Genomic DNA, 17,768 nt, shown 5'->3' with positions numbered 1-17,768 from the left:
CTACTTAAGTAGTTATGAACCCGAAAAGCAACTCTCACCTTTTCGGGTTTTTGTATTTTATGCATAGGTTTAAACTAACGGTTTTACTAATAAAATAACACTACAATTTCTTATATTCGCATTCTAAAAAAAAATAAAAAATGAGTTTACAGCAAGACGTAATGACGGCTTTAAAAGAAGCAATGAAAGCCAAAGACCAAACAGCTTTAACAGCTTTAAGAGCCGTAAAATCGGCCATACTTTTAGCCAAAACCGAAAGTGGTGCAGGCGATGAGTTAACTGAAGAGCAAGAGCTTAAACTATTACAAAAGCAAGTAAAACAACGTAAAGATAGTGCAGCTGTTTATTTAGAACAAGGTAGAGAAGATTTAGCGGCGCCAGAATTAGCTGAAGCCGAAGTTATTAGTCAGTTTTTACCCGAAGCTTTAACAAATGAGGAAATTGAAAAAGTAGTAGTAGCTACTATTGAGCAAACAGGGGCTGAAGGCATGAAAGATATGGGCAAAGTAATGGGAATTGTTAGTAAACAATTAGCTGGACAAGCCGATGGTAAAACTATTTCAAATATAGTAAAAGCTAAATTGGCTTAAAAAAATAAAAAAAGGCTGCGTAGTTCAACTGGATAGAATATCAGATTTCGGCTCTGAGGGTTGGGGGTTCGAATCCCTTCGCGGTCACAAATAAATTAAAAAATCAAGTATTAAATCAAGCTTGCTTGAATTTGTAAACTTGATTTTTTAATTTTCAAAGCAGAGCTTTTAGGGATATTTAATCCATTACAAAGTTATTTGTTAGCTTAAATTTGTGAAATTATTTTTTTAATATTTTACCAAAGTGAGTTCTACAATTTCAGGAATGCCATTTTGTTCTAAAACACGTAGTCTGAATTTTTGAGCTTTTACTTCTTTAAAAGGGTGTTTTTCATGAAATGTAGCAGGACCACCAGTAAACAATACAGTCCATTTATTTTTAATAAAAGCTTCAATTTGATATTTCAGAATAGATTTTTTGTAACCAGCATGCATAGAAAAATAATTGAATGTTTCTTTTTTTCCAAAATCTAATTCAACCCAAGGATTAGCATCATCTTTGTCGGCTTTCCACGCAGTAAAAAGGTTGAGGTCAAGCAGGTTTCTTTCAGTTATATTTTTTTCTAATAAGGTGCTAGAGGTTTTAATTTTTACGTTTTTATGCGGTGGCTGCACTTTTGGTAATGATGTGCGAAGAGCAGAAATTTTTATAGATTCACCAACTTCTTTTAATCGTTTTATAACGTTTTCATCCATTAAACCTTTATCGTTTGGTGCAGCATTCAATAAATAATTGCTGTAATATTTATTGGTGTAGCTAAGTTCATTAACTATATCTTCAACAGGTTTTAATTCAAGTTTTTCAAAACCTTTTTCCCAAAACCAAGATGGTTGCATTACGGGGCCTTGTTGAGATGGAAATGTATTGTCATAAGGTATGTGTTGCCCGTGTGTGGCTTCATAATGCACAATTTGAGTATATGCCAAATCGGCTCTACAGCTATGGTTTATAACCAAACAATTGGGTTGAATAGAATGAATATGATCTGCTAAAATGTGAAAAGGCAATTCTTCAAAATTAGGGCCATTCCCCCAGCGAGATCCCCAACCATCAATAACAATACAGTTTATTTCACCGTAGTTTGTTAAAAGTTCTGTGAGTTGTTCTTTGGTGAATGCTATATTTTGTTCATTAATGTTGCCACGTTGCACTCCGTGATGTCTATCCCAAACAGAAAAGTAAAGACCAACGGTTAAGCCTTCATTTCTAAAAGCATCTACATATTCTTTAACTACGTCAATTTTGTTATATGGCTTTTCGGCAGAAGCAATATCATAATTACTCACTTTGGTATCCCATAAACTAAACCCATCATGATGTTTTGTAGTAAATACGCCGTATTTCATACCTGCAGATTTTGCAGCTTTAGCCCATTGGTTGCAGTCTAATTCAGAGGGTTTAAAATCTTTTGGGTCATGAAAGGGGTAAGCCCATTGTTCGGCATGGTATGTTCCCATATTATAATGAATAAACATACCAAATTTAAGGTTTAAAAAATCTAAAACATTTTGATCTGTTGAAGATTGATTATTCTTTTGTGCCCATGAATTTGAGCTAATAAGTAAAAAGATAAAGGTTGAAATTAATATTCTTTTCATTAACAAATAGTTTTATCCATAAAGGTAATTCATTTGTTAGAGTTGAATAAACAATTTATAAATTTTATGTTTTAATTTATTTTCTTTCTATTTGAGAAGATGTTAGATTTATAACCGTTAATTACATCATCAAATAGAATTGTTGGCCTTTCATCTTTTGAAATAGTATTAATGTTTACATTATTAATGAAAAGCCCCTTTACATGACGAGCATAAATACCATGAGTTGGTAACGTTCCAACTAAATGAAATTCTGGCCACCAATCACCTAGAGTTTCTAAAGTGTATTCTTTAATAGTTTTATTAGCATCTTCTTTAGTGCCGCCGCCAGAAACCGTCATTTGGATATTGTTTAGCTGAATATCTTCTATGTAATTATTTGGCATGCCTGTTATAAAAAACGCCGAATTCTTATCTAAATCTCTATTGTCAACGATAAAATCTGAAAATAGAAACCCATGCATTGCCTTCATTGGAAGTATTTCTTGAGGTGCATCTACACCTGCACGTTGTTGGCAAAAGGTCATAAAAACAGGGCGCGGAACATTTTTCATAACTAAATTAGAAAATGACATGTTTTTCATTTCGCCACCTTCATTCATTTGAATTTTTAAACCAGAATCTTGTATATCATGAAATGTACAGTTTGAAACGGTAACCGACTCAAAGTCTGCTCTTGATGATAAACCAATACGCAAACCAGCCCATTTGCTTGTAAAAACGCAATTTGTTACTACAATATCTTTACAAGGAAAATCAGGGTGAGATGTTTGTAAACAAATGGAATCATCGCTTGTGTCAAATGAGCTGTTGCTTACTCTAACATTGGTACAGCCATCAAAATCTAAACCATCACCATTATTATTAACTCTGCTTACAATTTTAATGCCTTCAACAACAATTTCATTGCAATATAACCAAGCCGAAGTCCAAGCCGCGGGGTTTATTAATGAAATACCTTCAATATAAATATCATGACATCTTAAAAAACGAATCATCATAGGGCGGCCACCTTTTTTTTTGGTGAAGTTCTTTGTGTGTCCATTACCATCAATAGTACCTTCACCTTTAATAGCAAACGATTTAGCATCCTTAGCAAAGATTAAACACCGGTCCATGTGCGGTTCGTTCTTGTACATGTTTTTATGCGTGTTTAATGCATAATCCTCAATATTAGGGCTACCCAATAATGTAGCGCCATTTTCAATGTAAAGAGTTACAAAATCTTTTAAGTAAATAGTGCCAATTACAACTGTTTTTCCTGCGGGAATAATTACATTACCACCGCCATTTTTTGTACAAGCGTTAATGGCGCTTTGTACGGCTTGGGTATCTAGTGTTTCGCCATCTGCTTTGGCGCCATAATTTAAAACATTAAAATCTGTAGCATATGCAATAAAGTGAATGCATATAAAGCTAATGGTGAAAATGTAATTCATTATTATTTGCTTTTGTAATTAGATGTTGATTCACTTTCAAAAGTGTATCTATAAACCTTTGGTGTTCCTTTGCCACGAGCATTAATTAATTCTTTTTTCCAAACCGATTTTAATTGGTTTAAAACTGAAGCGTGTTTAGGGTTGTTAATTAGGTTGTTAAGTTCTGAAGGGTCATTTTTTAGGTTGTAAAGTTCTTCATAAACTGGTTGTTCACCTTCAAGAGATCCGTTAGAAAGTGCACGATATATTGCAATATCAGTATCATGTACTTTATAAAGCATATCATTTATGTTTAAACCAAGCTCTTTGGCAGCAGCAATTTTCTTTAAAGCAGGAAAACTTGTGTTTTTGTAGTAGCGTATGTATTTCCACTCTTTGTTTTGTACGGCTTCAATTTTAGGATTACCAAATTGTGTTGCCCATAAGTTTTCAGTAAAAATATAATCTCTAACTTCGGTTTTATCACCTTTAACTAAGTTTGAAATGTCTTTACCTTGAAATTCTTCAGGAATACTCACACTAGCTAAGCTTAACATAGTTGGTGCAACGTCTATACTTTGTACTAAGGCATCACTTTCTAAACCTCTTTGCCTCTTCTTTAAAGAAGGGTTGTAAACAATCATAGGTACATGTGTGGTTTTTTCATAGCACAGTGCTTTTCCTCCTAAGCCTTGTTCACCCATAAATAATCCGTGGTCTGAGGTGAAAATTATAACGGTGTTTTTATCAAGTTTTAAATCTTTTAACTTTTTTCTTAAGTTGCCAACTAACCTGTCTATGCCAGTCATGGCTTGTAATTGGCGAGTGTAGCGTTCTATATTATCTTCGGGTTTGTCTACGTAGTTGTAACCTGTTTGTCTGTTTTCAACTTTCAAAAGATTAGCAGGTAATTTAGGTGTTATAATATCTTTTTTTGCAATGTAATTTTTAGGTAGCGGAATATCTAAATCACGATACATGGTTTTGTAAATGTCATCATCAGTTTTTCGTAATTTCATAGAGCCAGTACCAGCACTGTGAGGTAGGTTGAAATTTACCGATAGCATAAAGGGTTTGTTGCTTGGTCTGCTTTCTAAAAATTTGATGGCGCCTTTAAGTTTGCGTTCGTTTGGGTCTAAAAAATCATTGATACCTTCATTAATAATTTCAACCTGTGTGTCTGCAATGGCGTCATTAAAAATATTGTGGACTTCTTTTGGGTAAAATCTAATATGGCCGTGTCCTGCATACCAATAATCAAAACTCTTTTCCATGAGGCCGCTACCATAACCGCCTTTGCCAATTGGCGCGTGATTTTTACCAATCCAGCCTGTGTAATAACCCGCATTTCTGATTACCACTGGGTAAGATTTAGCCCAAGCTTCATTTGAAACACTGGTGCCAGAATTAAAATTAACGGCATGTTTTCTTTCAAACTGACTTAATAAAATTGAAATTCTGCTTGGTGTACAAATAGCGCTAGTTATATGTGCGTTTTTAAATAAAGTGCCATCTTTTGCAAGTTTGTCTAAGTTGGGTGTTTTTACAATTTCGTTACCAGTGCATCCCATCATGCCATAAGATTGATCATCAGTTAATATAAAAATGAAGTTAGGGCGTTCTTGTGCGAAACTTATAAAAAAACTTAAGCAAAAAACTGTTGCTAAAAAAGTGTTTTTAAGGTTCATTATTTTTTATGCTTTAATGATTTATTTCTAATGGCTTGAAATTTTTTCTCTTCTTTAATTACATTCTCAGGGTGCGGATCTACCCAACCAGGTTCTAAGTTTTTAGAGTTCCATTCTGCATATGCTTTTTCTAGTTTAGAAACTATTTCAGGATTATTTTGAGCAATATCGTTTCTTTCAAAAGGGTCTGTTTTTAAATCGAATAACAATGTTTTTTCTTTGTAAGCACTTTTGTATAATTTATAATCATCAATTCTAGCTGCATATTCAAAGCCACCCACAGAGCGCCAGAAAAGTTTTTCGTGTGGTCTGTTAGTGTTTTTACCTTCTATGTAAGGTAATAAATTAACGCCTTCTAGTTGTGGTTCGTTATTAATGTTTCCGCCAGCAGCATTAAGAAAAGTTGGAAATAAGTCTAATGAAATTATAGGCTTATTGTAAGTTTGATTAGCTTTAATACCGGCAGGCCAAGAGATAAAAAACGGAACTTTAATACCACCTTCAAAAATCATTCCTTTATGGCCACGGTTTGGTCTGTTATCAGCATGTTCTTTTCTTCCGCCGTTATCACTTAAAAATGCAATAATTGTGTTTTCTTTTAATCCGTTAGCAACTAGGGTTGAATCTATTTTGCCAACACCAACATCTACACCGTTAACCATGGCGGCATACACACTTCTTCCGCCATATTCTATGTGTTTTGTGTTTTCTAAATATTGTTCTGTTGCGTGGTCTGGTGCATGTGGTGCATTGTAGGCAAGATATATAAAGAATGGATTATCTTTTTCGTTGGTAATGAAATTAATGGCTTCTTCAGTAAAATCATCAGTTAAATAACTTAACTCATCTTGTGAAACATCGTTGCTATTGCGTACAATTTTATTTATTGGACTTTGAGGTATACCCCAAAAATTCATGCCGCCACCAGCAAAACCAAACCAGTGGTCAAAACCCTGAGCGTTAGGGTGTAGGTCTGGGTGGTCTCCTACGTGCCATTTACCAATAGCAGCTGTTTTGTAACCTTGTTCTTTTAAAGCTTCAGAAATCATTTTTTCAGATAAAGGAGTGCCTACAGTATTATCATTTTCACCCTGATATGGCATGTTACAATCGTGCCCAAAACGAGCTTGATACCTGCCTGTTAAAATACCTGCTCTTGAAGGGCTGCAATAGGGGTGCGATACATAGCCGTTTGAAAATATGACACCTTCGGAAGCTAGCCTATCTAAGTTTTGTGTAGGAATATCTGTTGCGCCGTTAAAGCCAACATCTGCCCAACCTTGATCATCTGTTAAAACAATAATGATATTTGGTTTTTTATTGGTTTTTGATGGTGTTTCAATTTGATTTGTAGCTAAAGCAGTTTCTTTTGAAGAATTGTTACAGTTTAAAAAGCAAAGTGTAATACTACAGAAAAATAGCTTTTTTAATAGTGATTTCATGGGTTTTTTGTTTAGTTGTAATTTAAGTTGCAAAGCAAATGTAGTTATACCTTGAGTTAAAAAAAGTTAGTTATAAATTATATTGTGCAACAAATGGTTTTATTTTAGTTTAGACGAGGTTTTGCTAATGGCTTAGTTGTTCTTTTCTAAATTTATTAGGTGTTTTGTTTGTTATTTTTTTAAAAATTCTAGAAAAGTATGAAGTGTTTTCAAAGCCTACTTTACTTGCAATTTGTTGTAAAGAGTTGTTGGTTGTTAAAAGCAAAAGTTGTGCCCTTTCTACACGTTTAGATTGAATGTATTTTAAAGGTCGCATACCAAAATTTTCTAGAAATACTCTTGAAAAATGATCTGTACTTAAATGACAAAAATTTGCTAAACTTTTCACGGTAAGTTCTTCATGCAAATGTTCTGTAATGTAAATTAAAACTTTTTCAAAATTTGTTTTGGTATTTGTGGTGTGTTTTAACGTGCTTTCATCAATAAATCTAGATAATAAAATAGATAAAATACCATGTGTTTCTAATAATTTGCTATAGCTTTTAGTGTTTTCTTTTTTAAAAAAAACTTCTTTTAAAGGTTTGTTTACATAGGCTTTAGGGTCGCTATTTGTAACGGCCATATCTGGGTTTAGTTCTATAAGTCTTTTAAAATATTGCACATCAGATATTGATGCTTTAACCTCATACTTAAAGTTTTTTAGGTTGTAAATAGATAGGCCGTTGCTTGTTTCTTCAAAAAAACCAATATAATACTGTTCGTGGTATTTATCGCATTTGTATCTATTAAATGTGTAGCTAGGTATTAAATACATAAAGCCAGGGCGCAAATTAAACTCAACATTATTATGGTATGCTTTTGCGTTTCCTGTGGTTACGTAAAATAAGCGTGAAAAAGGACTAATAACATTATTGTAGTTCCAGTTTTTGTCTAGTTTGGCGTAGCCTATATGTAGCAAATCTAAATTTATATTATGAAGGATTTGTTGCATTTTATTAGCGTTTTTTGCTGTTATAATGTTTTGAAAATAGCAATTTTTATACTTCAAAAGTATTTAAAAATGAAATTTAAAAATAGTTGAATGTCGGAAATGTACAATTTATAGTCTGATTTTGATGTTTGCTGTTGTAAACTTTTCGTTTATATTTGAAAAAAAAATTCAATAGTAATTTTTTATGTTAAAAAATATGAGATTTATCACCTTTTCTTTATTGGTGTCTTTTTTGTTTTCATGTGGCGGACCAGATATACCTGAAACCGTTGCAGCAGAGTATGATAAATTGCCTAAGAAATTAGATTTTAATCAGCATGTAAAACCCATACTATCAGATAAATGTTATTTGTGTCATGGGCCAGATGCAGGAAACATTAAAGGTGGCTTGCAGTTGCATACAGCAGAGGTGGCCTATGCAGAGTTGCCTGAAAACCCGGGAAAAGTTGCTATTAAACCTGGTAATTTGTCTAAAAGTGAGTTCTTTCATAGAATAATTACTGAAGACCCAAAGTTAATAATGCCAGAATCAAGTTCGCATTTAACCTTGTCTGATTACGAAAAAGCAGTGTTAGTAAAATGGATTGAAGATGGCGCTGAATACAAAGATCATTGGGCGTTTATAAAACCCGGAAATCATGCTATTCCTAATGTTAAAAATAAAGAGCAAGTTGCTAATCCTATAGATAATTTTGTATTAGAACAACTAGAGTTAAACGATTTAAAACTCTCGGAAAAAGCAGATAAAGAAACGCTATTAAGAAGAGCATCTTTAGATTTAACGGGTTTGCCACCTACATTAGAAGAAATTGAAGCGTTTGTTAACGATGATGCGCCAAATGCTTTTGAAAAACAAATAGATAGGCTTTTAGCTACTGTAAAATACGGCGAGCAACGTACTTTAGATTGGATGGATTTAGCGCGTTACGCAGATACGCATGGTTACAGTGTTGATAGATTTAGAGACACATCGCCATGGCGAGATTGGGTGATAAAAAGCTTTAATGAAAATATGCCTTATGACAAGTTTATACTTTGGCAAATTGCAGGTGATATGTTGCCAAATGCAACAAGAGAACAAAGGCTGGCAACTACCTTTAATAGATTGCATCCGCAAAATATGGAGGGCGGTATTATTGATGAAGAGTTTCGTGTAGAATATGTGGCAGATAGAACTGCTGTTACAGGGCAAGGGTTTTTAGGTTTAACTTTAGAATGTGCCAAATGTCATGACCATAAATATGACCCAATTTCGCAAAAAAACTATTTCGAAATGTTTAGTTTTTTTAATAATGTAGATGAAACTGGCCTTATTTCATGGGATAATGCTACGCCAGTACCAGCAATGATGTTGCCGACCGATGAACAAGAAAAAGTATTAGCATATTTAGAAACACTGGTTGATGATACAGAAAAATCTCTTGAAACTATTGTAAGTGAAGAGCACAAAAAAGCTCAAAATTGGATTGCTAGTGAAGGTTATAAAAAAATTCCATCTCAAACAAAACCAAAAGAATTAGTAGCTGCGTTTAATTTTGATAGTGGTAAACTTGTTAATACTATTGGCGGTAATGGGAAAAATAATATTAGAATGCGTCAACAATTTGCTAAAAACGAACCCGCTGTTTTCAAAAAAGGGGCTCAAGGCAAAGGGTTGTATATGGATGGTGATACTTGGCTAGATCTTGATAAAATAGGTATTTACCAAAGAGCAGAAATGTTCTCAATTGCCATTGATGTTTTTATTCCTGAAAATTTAGAAACTGGTGTTATTTTTCATAAAATGAATAGCCCAGAGTTACATAGTTTTAGAGGATATCATCTTAAAATAAAAGATAACAAACTTGAGGCGCTATTAGCGCACGTATGGCCAGATAACGCTTTAGTGGTTGAATCTTTAAATGATGTGCCAAAAGAACAATGGGTGCAATTAACCATGACTTATGATGGTTCTAGTAAAGCAAGTGGTGTATCTATTTATATGAATGGTGAAAAACTTCAAACTAAAACTACGTTTGATAACTTGTATAAAGACATCATTTTCCATGGATTACAATTATATGAAAATAGTCCTATTATAGAGCCTGGTTTACGTATTGGAGCTGTATGGAGAGGAAAAGGCATTAGGGGCGCGGTGGTAGATAATTTAATGGTTTTTGAAAAAGAATTAACCGAGGTTGAAGTTATGCAAATTTCAAAGGCAGATAAGTTGAATGCAATAAAGCAAAAAGCTGTTGGGAATTTAACTGCTGATGAAAAAAATATACTTTCAAAATACTATTTATCTGTAAATTCAAAACCATATAATTCAGTACTAGAAAAACTAGAAAAAGAACGTTTGGTTTTAGCTGATAGTGTAGATAATGTGAAACAAATTATGGTTATGAAAGAAAGCCCGAAAGTAAGGCAAGCTTATGTTTTAGATAGAGGGCAGTATGACCAACCAACAGATTCTGTTTTTCCCAACACACCCGAAGAAATTTTCCCATTTACTGATGCTTTTGAAAAAAATAGAATTGGTTTAGCTAAATGGATAACACATCCAGATAATCCGTTAACATCCAGAGTAACTGTAAATCGTTATTGGCAAAACCTTTTTGGAATTGGTATTGTTAAAACAGCCGAAGATTTTGGAAACCAAGGTGAGCTACCTTCACACCCAAAATTATTAGATTGGTTGGCCATTAAGTTTGTTGAGTCTGGTTGGGATGTTAAAGCGCTTCATAAGTTAATTATGATGTCTAATACCTATCAACAAAGTAGTTTGGCAAGTAAAGAATTAATGGAAATTGATGGAGAAAATAGGTTGCTGGCTAGAGGGCCTTCAAAACGTTTATCTGGTGAAATGTTAAGAGATAACGCACTTTATGCTTCAGGCTTATTAAATGAAACTGTTGGAGGCAAAAGTGTGCATCCGTATCAGCCGCCAGGGTTATGGCGTGTAACTGGAGATACGTATCCGCAAGGTGAAGGTGAAGCTTTATACAGAAGAAGTATGTACACTATTTGGAAGCGTGCAGTACCACACCCAACTATTTCAACTTTTGATGTACCTTCAAGAGACTTATGTACCACCCGAAGACAAGAAACAAACACACCGTTGCAGGCTTTAGTTTTACTTAATGACCCAACATTTGTTGAAGCTGCTAGAGTACTAGGGAAAAAAATGGTAGAATATGATAGTGTAGCCGAAGGTATTTCAAAAACATACAAGAAATTAACCGGACGATCTATTAAGAAAGAAGAATTAGCAATTCTTACAGATTTACAAAAATCTGAATTTGAAAAATTTCAAAATAATAACGCAAAAGCAAAAGGCTGGATAAGTATTGGCGAGCATAAATTAGACCCCAAAGATGATATAGCTTTAGTTGCAGCAAATGCGGTAGTAGCATCAACAATTATTAACTCTGATGCTTTTATAACAAAACGATAAATCATTTCATAATATGTGTGATCATCATGATATATTAAGATCTAACAATAAAGATCTTCAAAGTGTAGAAAAACAAATTGACAGAAGACATTTTTTAAAGAAAACATCTTTAGGTATTGGTGCTTTGGCTTTAGGTAGTTTGCTTAATACAGAAAAAGCTTGGAGTTCTATTGGTAAAAATGAAGCTGTTGATAGTTTTACAAGAAACAAATTAGGGCTTCCGCACCATTTGCCAAAAGCAAAACGTATTATTTATTTGTTTCAAAGCGGTGGGCCATCTCAGTTAGATTTGTTTGACTATAAACCAAAATTAGTAGATATGTTTGGTAAAGATTTACCAGAATCTGTTATTGGTGGTCAACGTTTAACAGGGATGAGTGGTAGCCAAAGTACATTGCCCGTAGCGCCTTCATTGTTTAAATTTAAACAATACGGAGAATCTAGAGCATGGGTAAGCGAAATAATGCCACATTTATCTGAAGTGGTAGATGATTTATGTTTTGTAAAATCAATGCAAACAGATCAAATTAACCATACACCAGCAGTTACCTTTATGCAAACTGGTCATCAACTACCAGGGCGACCATCAATTGGTTCTTGGTTGAGTTATGGTTTGGGGTCAGACAATGATAACCTACCAACATTTATTACCCTAATTTCAAAAAACGGTAGTGGTCAACCATTAAAAGCAGGTTTGTGGGGTAATGGATTTTTACCAACAGAACATCAAGGGGTGCAATTCCGTTCTGGTAAAGATCCTGTTTTGTATTTGAATAATCCTGATAATTATGATGGTACAGACCGAAAGAAAATGCTTAATTATTTAAGTGAGCTAAACTCTATACAGCATGATGCTTACGGTGATCCTGAGATTCAATCTAGAATGGCGCAATATGAAATGGCTTTTAGAATGCAAACCTCTATTCCTGAAGTAACAGATACTTCTGATGAGCCAGAGCATGTGTTTGAAATGTATGGAAAAGATAGTAAAGACGCCGGAACCTATGCTGCAAATTGCTTAATGGCAAGAAAGTTATTAGAAAAAGGCGTGAAATTTGTACAACTATATCATCAAGGTTGGGACCAACATATTGGTTGTCCTTGGGGGGTTAAAAATAAAGCGAAACAAACAGATCAAGCAACAGCGGCACTTATAAAAGATTTGAAGCAACGCGGTATGTTAGATGATACGCTTGTTGTTTGGGGAGGTGAGTTTGGTAGAACAGTATATTCTCAGGGCCAACTAACTGAAAAAAATTATGGTAGAGATCATCACCCAAAAGCATTTACAATGTGGATGGCAGGTGCCGGTGTAAAACCAGGTTTTACCTATGGTGAAACTGATGATTTTAGTTATAACGTTACTAAAGATCCTGTTCATGTGCATGATTTTCATGCAACATTACTCCATTTATTCGGCGTAGACCACGAAAGACTTACGTTTAAACACCAAGGAAGACGTTACAGGCTAACAGATGTGCATGGTCATGTGGTAAAAGATATTTTAACTTAAAAAACAACTAAACTAATTAAACTAAACTATGTCCTCTAGAAGAAATTTTATAAAAAAAACAGGATTGGCAGCCAGTGCTGCTTTAGCTTCGTCTTCGTCCGTTTTTGGAGCTTCAATAATAACAAAAAAGGAAACTTCAACACATTTACTTAATGAAACAGATACTATTCTAGGGCATGGTGATTATAAGTACAAGTTAACCAAAAATTGGGCGCAAATGAGTTCTACAAGAATTCCATTGCTTAATTGTCATGAAATGGTAATGGACAGTAAAGGGCGCTTAATTATGGTGGGTGATCATCCTCAAAATAACATCTTAATTTTTGATAAATCTGGTAAATTGTTAGACTATTGGGGAACAGCCTACCAAGGCGGTCACGGTTTAACATTGCATGATGAAGGTGGCGAAGATATGTTGTATATAACAGATTCTGGTTGGGCATTAGGTAAAAACAATAAAATGGTAAAACACAATGGTCGTGTTGCTAAAACTACCGTTGATGGTAAGGTGATTTTTGATATTGGACACCCAATGACTATTGGAGTTTATAAACCAGGTGAAGATTTTTGTCCTACCGAAACTGCCATTGGGCCTAATGGCGATATTTATGTAGCCGATGGTTATGGCCAAAGTAGAATTATTCAATACGATTTACACGGAAGGTATATCCGCCATTGGGGTGGTAGTGATAACCCAGATCCTAATTATAGGTTAATGAGCGCCCACGGTGTTGCTATAGATTACAGAGAAAAAGGAAACCCTATGGTGGTTTGTACATCGCGTTCAGAGCAATGTTTTAAATATTTTACCTTAGATGGTAAATATGTAAAAACAGTTAAAATGCCAAATATGCAAGTGTGTAGAGCTGTTTTTGATGATGATAATTTATATGCAGGTGTATGTTGGTCTCAACCAAAAGTAGGTAAAACCAATTGGAGAGATCATACGGGGTTTGTTACCATTATGGAGGGCGATAAAGTGGTATCTAACCCAGGTGGTACAGCGCCAGTTTATGAAAATGGCGAACTTCAAAAAACATATCAAATTGATGAAAAACCAATTTTACATGGTCATGATGTGTGTATTGATGAAGATAAAAACATTTACATCTGCCAATGGAATGCCAACCATTCTGCACCGTATAAATTAACACGTATATAAAGAATTTACTTTTTGTTTTATGAATGAAACATCAGACTTTGTCTTGTTTTTAGGAAGGTTTCACCCATTGGTAGTGCATCTTCCTATAGGATTTTTATTTTTCGCATTTGTTTTAGAAATCTTCGGAAGAAAGAAAAAATATGAAAATATAACAGTAGCCATTCCTTTGGCTTTAATGTTGGGCTTTCTTTCTGCATTAGTTGCTTGTATTTTAGGTTACATGTTATCTCTTAGTGGAGATTATGATGAAAATATGCTCGATAGCCACTTTTGGTTTGGTGTATTTACAACAGCTTTAGCCTTGGTGGCTTGGTTAATTAGGGTTGATAGAATTAAGTTGCCAAACAAAAGCAAAGTAAAAGCAAATATTTCAGCATTAACAATCATTGTAATTTTATTAAGTGTTACAGGGCATTACGGAGGTAATTTAACTCACGGTAGTGATTATTTAACAAAGTATATGCCTTTTAATAAAAAAGAAGAAAAAGTATTAGTGCCGGTTGAAAAAGTTGAAGATGCTGTGGTTTTTGATTACTTAGTTGCGCCAATTTTAGATGAAAAATGTACCAGTTGCCATAATGAAAGTAAGAAAAAAGGAGGTTTATCATTAATAGATTCGCTTTCAATAATGAAAGGAGGTAAAGGTGGTGAAGCTGTAGTTGTTGGTAATGCCAATAAATCTGAAATTGTAAAACGCGTTCTGTTAAATCCGCATCATGAAGATTTTATGCCGCCAGAAGGAAAGACACCATTAACTGAAGAGGAAGTGGCTGTTATTAAATACTGGATTAATAATGCCTTTGCAGGATTTTCAAATACAGTAGGCGCGGTTGAAACACCTGAAAGTATTTCAAAAATAGCATCAAATATGTTAGGCTTAAGTGCCGGTGCTGCAAAACAGGCAAGTTTAAAAGCGCTACCTAAAGTATCTGATGATGTTTTAAAAGAAATAGTAGTACAAGGTTTTCGTGTGTCTGAATTAGTGTTTAATTCAAATATTTACGCTGTAGAGTTGCCTGCAAATACCATAACTGCTAATAATTCTGCAGAATTAAAATCAAAATTAGAAATACTTTCAAAAATAAAAGATAATATTCTGTGGCTGTATTTAGAAAATAATCAATTAGTAGATGATCATGTGGCAGTTATAAATCAGTTTAAAAATGTTCAAAAATTAAAACTGAATAAAAATAATATAACTGATGCTGGTGTTTCAAAAATTAATTTACCACAATTAGAAGTTTTAAACCTTTTTGGAACAAAAATTACCAAAGCAAGTTTACCTATTCTAGTCAAAAATAAAAGTTTAAGTAAAGTATATATCTGGAACACATCAATTTCTAAAGAAGATATTGAAAGTACTAATTTAGAAAATGATGCGCCAGAATTTATTTTGAATTAATTTGGTTATTATTCAGGTTCTTGTTCAACTAATTTAAACTTATCAATAGCGTGATAAGCAGATCTTGCTGCAATTTCAACAGTGTATTCTTTGGCTTCGTCAAAGCGTACATAAATTGAATGGAAATCATTATCTGAAGTTCCGCTAGTCCAGGTCCAAGCACCTCCGGTATTCATGTAAATTTTAAAGAACCCGTTACCGTTTTCTCCTGCAGGGTTAGGTGTTTTACCTGATCCTTTAGGGTAAACAATGCTGCCTTCTTTTTTACCGTAAAAATCCTCCGCATCAGGAAATCTTAACCAGCTATCGTTGTGTTCAGTTGTAGGGTTGCTTGGTTCAACTTTAGCTATATATGAGCTCCAGTTAAATTGATAAGTACCTGCTCTAGGTACATTAATTTTATAAGTAAGTCTGCCTGCATTTCCAATATTAGCATCTCCTTTCCAGAATTGGTCAGGGCCTTCCCAAACAATGTAGCCTTCGCCAGTAAAGCCTTCTATGGTAGTTTTAAGTTTCCAATCTCCACTAAGTGTGGCTGTTTCTGTTTCAACCTCAATAATTTCAGCTACAAATACTTCATCTTCCTCGCATTCACAAGTATCAGCATTTAGTGTAAACCCATCTTCACAAGTTCTTGTACAATTACATTCACAAAGATCTTCATCAAGAGTATATCCGTCTTCACATGTTAGTGTGCATGGTTCGGGTTCGCATTCGCAATCATTTGTGTTTAAAATAAAACCTGTGGAGCATGTTTTGTCGCAAGTTTCTTCTTTCGTGTCTGAATCGCTACTACTACAAGAAAATATTATTAGTGTTGCTGCTAATAAATAAAAGATTTTGTAGTACGGTTTTTTTGCTTGTTTTTTCATGTGATTTAATAGTTTAGTTTGTTTGAATTTCAAAGTTTTATTATTTCTTGTGAACATTTAGTAATAAATGGTTAAATGAGTAAAACATATGATTAAAAATGTAGGTGAATAATGATTTATTTTGAAAGATGAATTTTATTTTATGAGCAATTACATTTGCTTTTAATAATTAGAAGTTATTTAATTTTTCTATAAGGTTCTTATTTCAAGCATTTGTATTAGTTTTTTAGAGATATGTGGTATAAATTAGGCTATATTTAGGTTTGTTTTATTGAGTATAGTTTTTGTCAAGTTGCAAAAAGATTATTTAATGAACAGTCTTTTTAAATTTGATACTTAAATTTAAAGTATAACTAATCAGCATAACTTACAACTAAATGAAGAAAACGGTAAATTTAATAACTGCATTATTATTAACATTAATTATGGTAGGGTGTAACTCACAGCAATCGCAACAAAATGCAAAAGAGTCTAGAGCCTCTAATGAAGAATCTATGAATATAACAAAAGAACAATTAGATCACTTAGGAATTACAGATGTAAATCATTTAAGTGCGGCATCAAAAAGAGCATTAAAATGGCCAACAGATTTAGGTAACGAATGGTTTATAGAATTTGGACCATTAAAACCACTAAAAGGTGATTTAGCTTATGAAGAAGGTGTTGTAAGAAGAGATCCTAGTGCTATGATTAAGCATGATGGGAAATATTATGTTTGGTATTCAAAAAGTACTGGAGAAACGCAAGGTTTTGGTGGTGATATTGAAAATGAAAAAGTATTTCCTTGGGATAGATGTGATATTTGGTATGCAACATCTGAAGATGGTTGGACGTGGAAAGAAGAAGGTATAGCAGTTAAACGAGGTGAAAAAGGTGCTTATGATGATAGATCTGTGTTTACTGTTGAAATTATGGAACATGAGGGTAAATATTATTTGTGTTATCAAACAGTAAAATCGCCTTATAACGTAAGAGTTAAAAACCAAGTAGGTTTATCTTGGGCAGATTCACCTGATGGCCCTTGGACTAAACTTGACGAGCCCATTTTAAGTCCTGCAGATAATGGTATTTGGAAAGGTGATAATTTGCAAGATAGAAGTATGGTTGTAAAGAAAGGTGATTTTGATAGCCATAAAGTGCATGATCCGTGTATAATTCCATATAAAGATAAATTTTATTTATATTACAAAGGAGAGCAAATGGGTGAAGAAATTACCTTTGGTGGCCGCCAAATACGTCACGGTGTGGCCATTGCCGATAATCCTTTAGGACCATACGTAAAATCACCTTACAACCCAATTAGTAATAGTGGACATGAAATTTGTGTATGGCCATACAACGGAGGTATTGCATCGCTAATAACAACCGATGGTCCTGAAAAAAACACCATTCAGTGGGCGCCAGATGGTATAAATTTTGAAATAATGTCTGTATTAAAAAGTGTAGATGCTCACGCTATTGGTTTAAACAGAACTGCAGATGTTGAAAAAGAGCCAACCGAAATTTTACGTTGGGGTTTAACACATGTTTACAATAACTGGAACTACCAAAGTATTATGCGTTTTTCATCTAAAAGAAGAACAGCTCATACAGCAAAAGGCGAGGTGAAAGAAAGTAAGAAATAAAAAATTATTTAAATAAGTAATTGAAATTTG

At 33.8% G+C, this 17,768-nt stretch carries 12 protein-coding genes and 1 tRNA gene; 7 read left to right on the top strand and 6 right to left on the bottom strand.

Going from position 1 to position 17,768, the window contains the following annotated elements; translation table 11 throughout:
- The first annotated feature begins 140 nt into the window (after positions 1–140).
- A complete protein-coding gene (locus tag ACXAG4_RS01890) occupies positions 141–590 on the top strand; it encodes a GatB/YqeY domain-containing protein (RefSeq protein ID WP_475294383.1) in 450 nt (149 codons plus the stop codon).
- A 13-nt stretch (positions 591–603) separates the two neighbouring features.
- Positions 604–677, top strand: a tRNA-Arg gene (locus ACXAG4_RS01885).
- Between the two features lie 141 nt (positions 678–818).
- Here the strand turns inward: ACXAG4_RS01885 and ACXAG4_RS01880 are convergent.
- The 5 genes from ACXAG4_RS01880 to ACXAG4_RS01860 all read right to left on the bottom strand — a co-directional run bounded on the left by ACXAG4_RS01880 (position 819) and on the right by ACXAG4_RS01860 (position 7,728).
- Positions 819–2,189, bottom strand: coding sequence for an alpha-L-fucosidase (locus tag ACXAG4_RS01880; RefSeq protein WP_475294382.1), 1,371 nt, complete (start codon positions 2,187–2,189; stop codon positions 819–821).
- A 71-nt stretch (positions 2,190–2,260) separates the two neighbouring features.
- The gene (locus ACXAG4_RS01875) at positions 2,261–3,628 is read right to left on the bottom strand and encodes a glycoside hydrolase family 28 protein (protein ID WP_475294381.1); all 1,368 of its coding nucleotides are present in this window, start codon (positions 3,626–3,628) and stop codon (positions 2,261–2,263) included.
- A 2-nt stretch (positions 3,629–3,630) separates the two neighbouring features.
- Positions 3,631–5,295, bottom strand: a complete 1,665-nt coding sequence (locus ACXAG4_RS01870; protein WP_475294380.1) for a sulfatase-like hydrolase/transferase — start codon at positions 5,293–5,295, stop codon at positions 3,631–3,633.
- The gene (locus ACXAG4_RS01865; protein ID WP_475294379.1) at positions 5,295–6,737 is read right to left on the bottom strand and encodes a sulfatase-like hydrolase/transferase; all 1,443 of its coding nucleotides are present in this window, start codon (positions 6,735–6,737) and stop codon (positions 5,295–5,297) included. Before ACXAG4_RS01865 ends, ACXAG4_RS01870 begins: the two co-directional genes overlap by 1 nt.
- 124 nt (positions 6,738–6,861) lie before the next feature.
- Positions 6,862–7,728: a helix-turn-helix domain-containing protein gene (locus ACXAG4_RS01860; RefSeq protein WP_475294378.1), complete on the bottom strand. Its 867-nt coding sequence runs from the start codon at positions 7,726–7,728 to the stop codon at positions 6,862–6,864.
- A gap of 196 nt (positions 7,729–7,924) precedes the next feature.
- Between ACXAG4_RS01860 and ACXAG4_RS01855 the strand changes: the two genes are divergently transcribed.
- The 4 genes from ACXAG4_RS01855 to ACXAG4_RS01840 are packed head-to-tail and all read left to right on the top strand — an operon-like array spanning position 7,925 to position 15,241.
- Positions 7,925–11,164, top strand: a complete 3,240-nt coding sequence (locus ACXAG4_RS01855; RefSeq protein ID WP_475294377.1) for a DUF1553 domain-containing protein — start codon at positions 7,925–7,927, stop codon at positions 11,162–11,164.
- 13 nt (positions 11,165–11,177) lie between these two features.
- Entirely contained in the window at positions 11,178–12,677 is a 1,500-nt protein-coding gene (locus tag ACXAG4_RS01850) for a DUF1501 domain-containing protein (RefSeq protein ID WP_475294376.1), read from the top strand.
- 28 nt (positions 12,678–12,705) lie between these two features.
- Entirely contained in the window at positions 12,706–13,839 is a 1,134-nt protein-coding gene (locus ACXAG4_RS01845; protein WP_475294375.1) for an NHL repeat-containing protein, read from the top strand.
- 19 nt (positions 13,840–13,858) lie between these two features.
- Complete coding sequence (locus tag ACXAG4_RS01840; protein ID WP_475294374.1) at positions 13,859–15,241, top strand: DUF2231 domain-containing protein; 1,383 nt, start codon at positions 13,859–13,861, stop codon at positions 15,239–15,241.
- Between the two features lie 8 nt (positions 15,242–15,249).
- On the opposite strand, the gene ACXAG4_RS01835 is transcribed toward ACXAG4_RS01840, so the two are convergent.
- A complete protein-coding gene (locus ACXAG4_RS01835) occupies positions 15,250–16,113 on the bottom strand; it encodes a carbohydrate-binding protein (protein WP_475294373.1) in 864 nt (287 codons plus the stop codon).
- Positions 16,114–16,607: 494 nt separating this feature from the next.
- Here ACXAG4_RS01835 and ACXAG4_RS01830 point away from each other — a divergent pair, with 494 nt between their 5' ends.
- Positions 16,608–17,738, top strand: a complete 1,131-nt coding sequence (locus tag ACXAG4_RS01830; protein ID WP_475295230.1) for a glycoside hydrolase family 117 protein — start codon at positions 16,608–16,610, stop codon at positions 17,736–17,738.
- Positions 17,739–17,768 lie beyond the last annotated feature (30 nt).

It is taken from the genome of Seonamhaeicola sp. ABD4_175, from assembly GCF_056160885.1.
This window is presented reverse-complemented; position numbering and strand designations above follow the sequence as displayed.

Coding starts and splice junctions, on each gene's coding strand:
- ACXAG4_RS01850 (WP_475294376.1), top strand. CDS start 11,178: ATGTGTGATCATCATGATATATTAAGATCTAACAATAAAGATCTTCAA.
- ACXAG4_RS01830 (WP_475295230.1), top strand. CDS start 16,608: ATGAATATAACAAAAGAACAATTAGATCACTTAGGAATTACAGATGTA.
- ACXAG4_RS01860 (WP_475294378.1), bottom strand. CDS start 7,728: ATGCAACAAATCCTTCATAATATAAATTTAGATTTGCTACATATAGGC.
- ACXAG4_RS01880 (WP_475294382.1), bottom strand. CDS start 2,189: ATGAAAAGAATATTAATTTCAACCTTTATCTTTTTACTTATTAGCTCA.
- ACXAG4_RS01855 (WP_475294377.1), top strand. CDS start 7,925: ATGAGATTTATCACCTTTTCTTTATTGGTGTCTTTTTTGTTTTCATGT.
- ACXAG4_RS01835 (WP_475294373.1), bottom strand. CDS start 16,113: ATGAAAAAACAAGCAAAAAAACCGTACTACAAAATCTTTTATTTATTA.
- ACXAG4_RS01875 (WP_475294381.1), bottom strand. CDS start 3,628: ATGAATTACATTTTCACCATTAGCTTTATATGCATTCACTTTATTGCA.
- ACXAG4_RS01890 (WP_475294383.1), top strand. CDS start 141: ATGAGTTTACAGCAAGACGTAATGACGGCTTTAAAAGAAGCAATGAAA.
- ACXAG4_RS01840 (WP_475294374.1), top strand. CDS start 13,859: ATGAATGAAACATCAGACTTTGTCTTGTTTTTAGGAAGGTTTCACCCA.
- ACXAG4_RS01870 (WP_475294380.1), bottom strand. CDS start 5,295: ATGAACCTTAAAAACACTTTTTTAGCAACAGTTTTTTGCTTAAGTTTT.
- ACXAG4_RS01865 (WP_475294379.1), bottom strand. CDS start 6,737: ATGAAATCACTATTAAAAAAGCTATTTTTCTGTAGTATTACACTTTGC.
- ACXAG4_RS01845 (WP_475294375.1), top strand. CDS start 12,706: ATGTCCTCTAGAAGAAATTTTATAAAAAAAACAGGATTGGCAGCCAGT.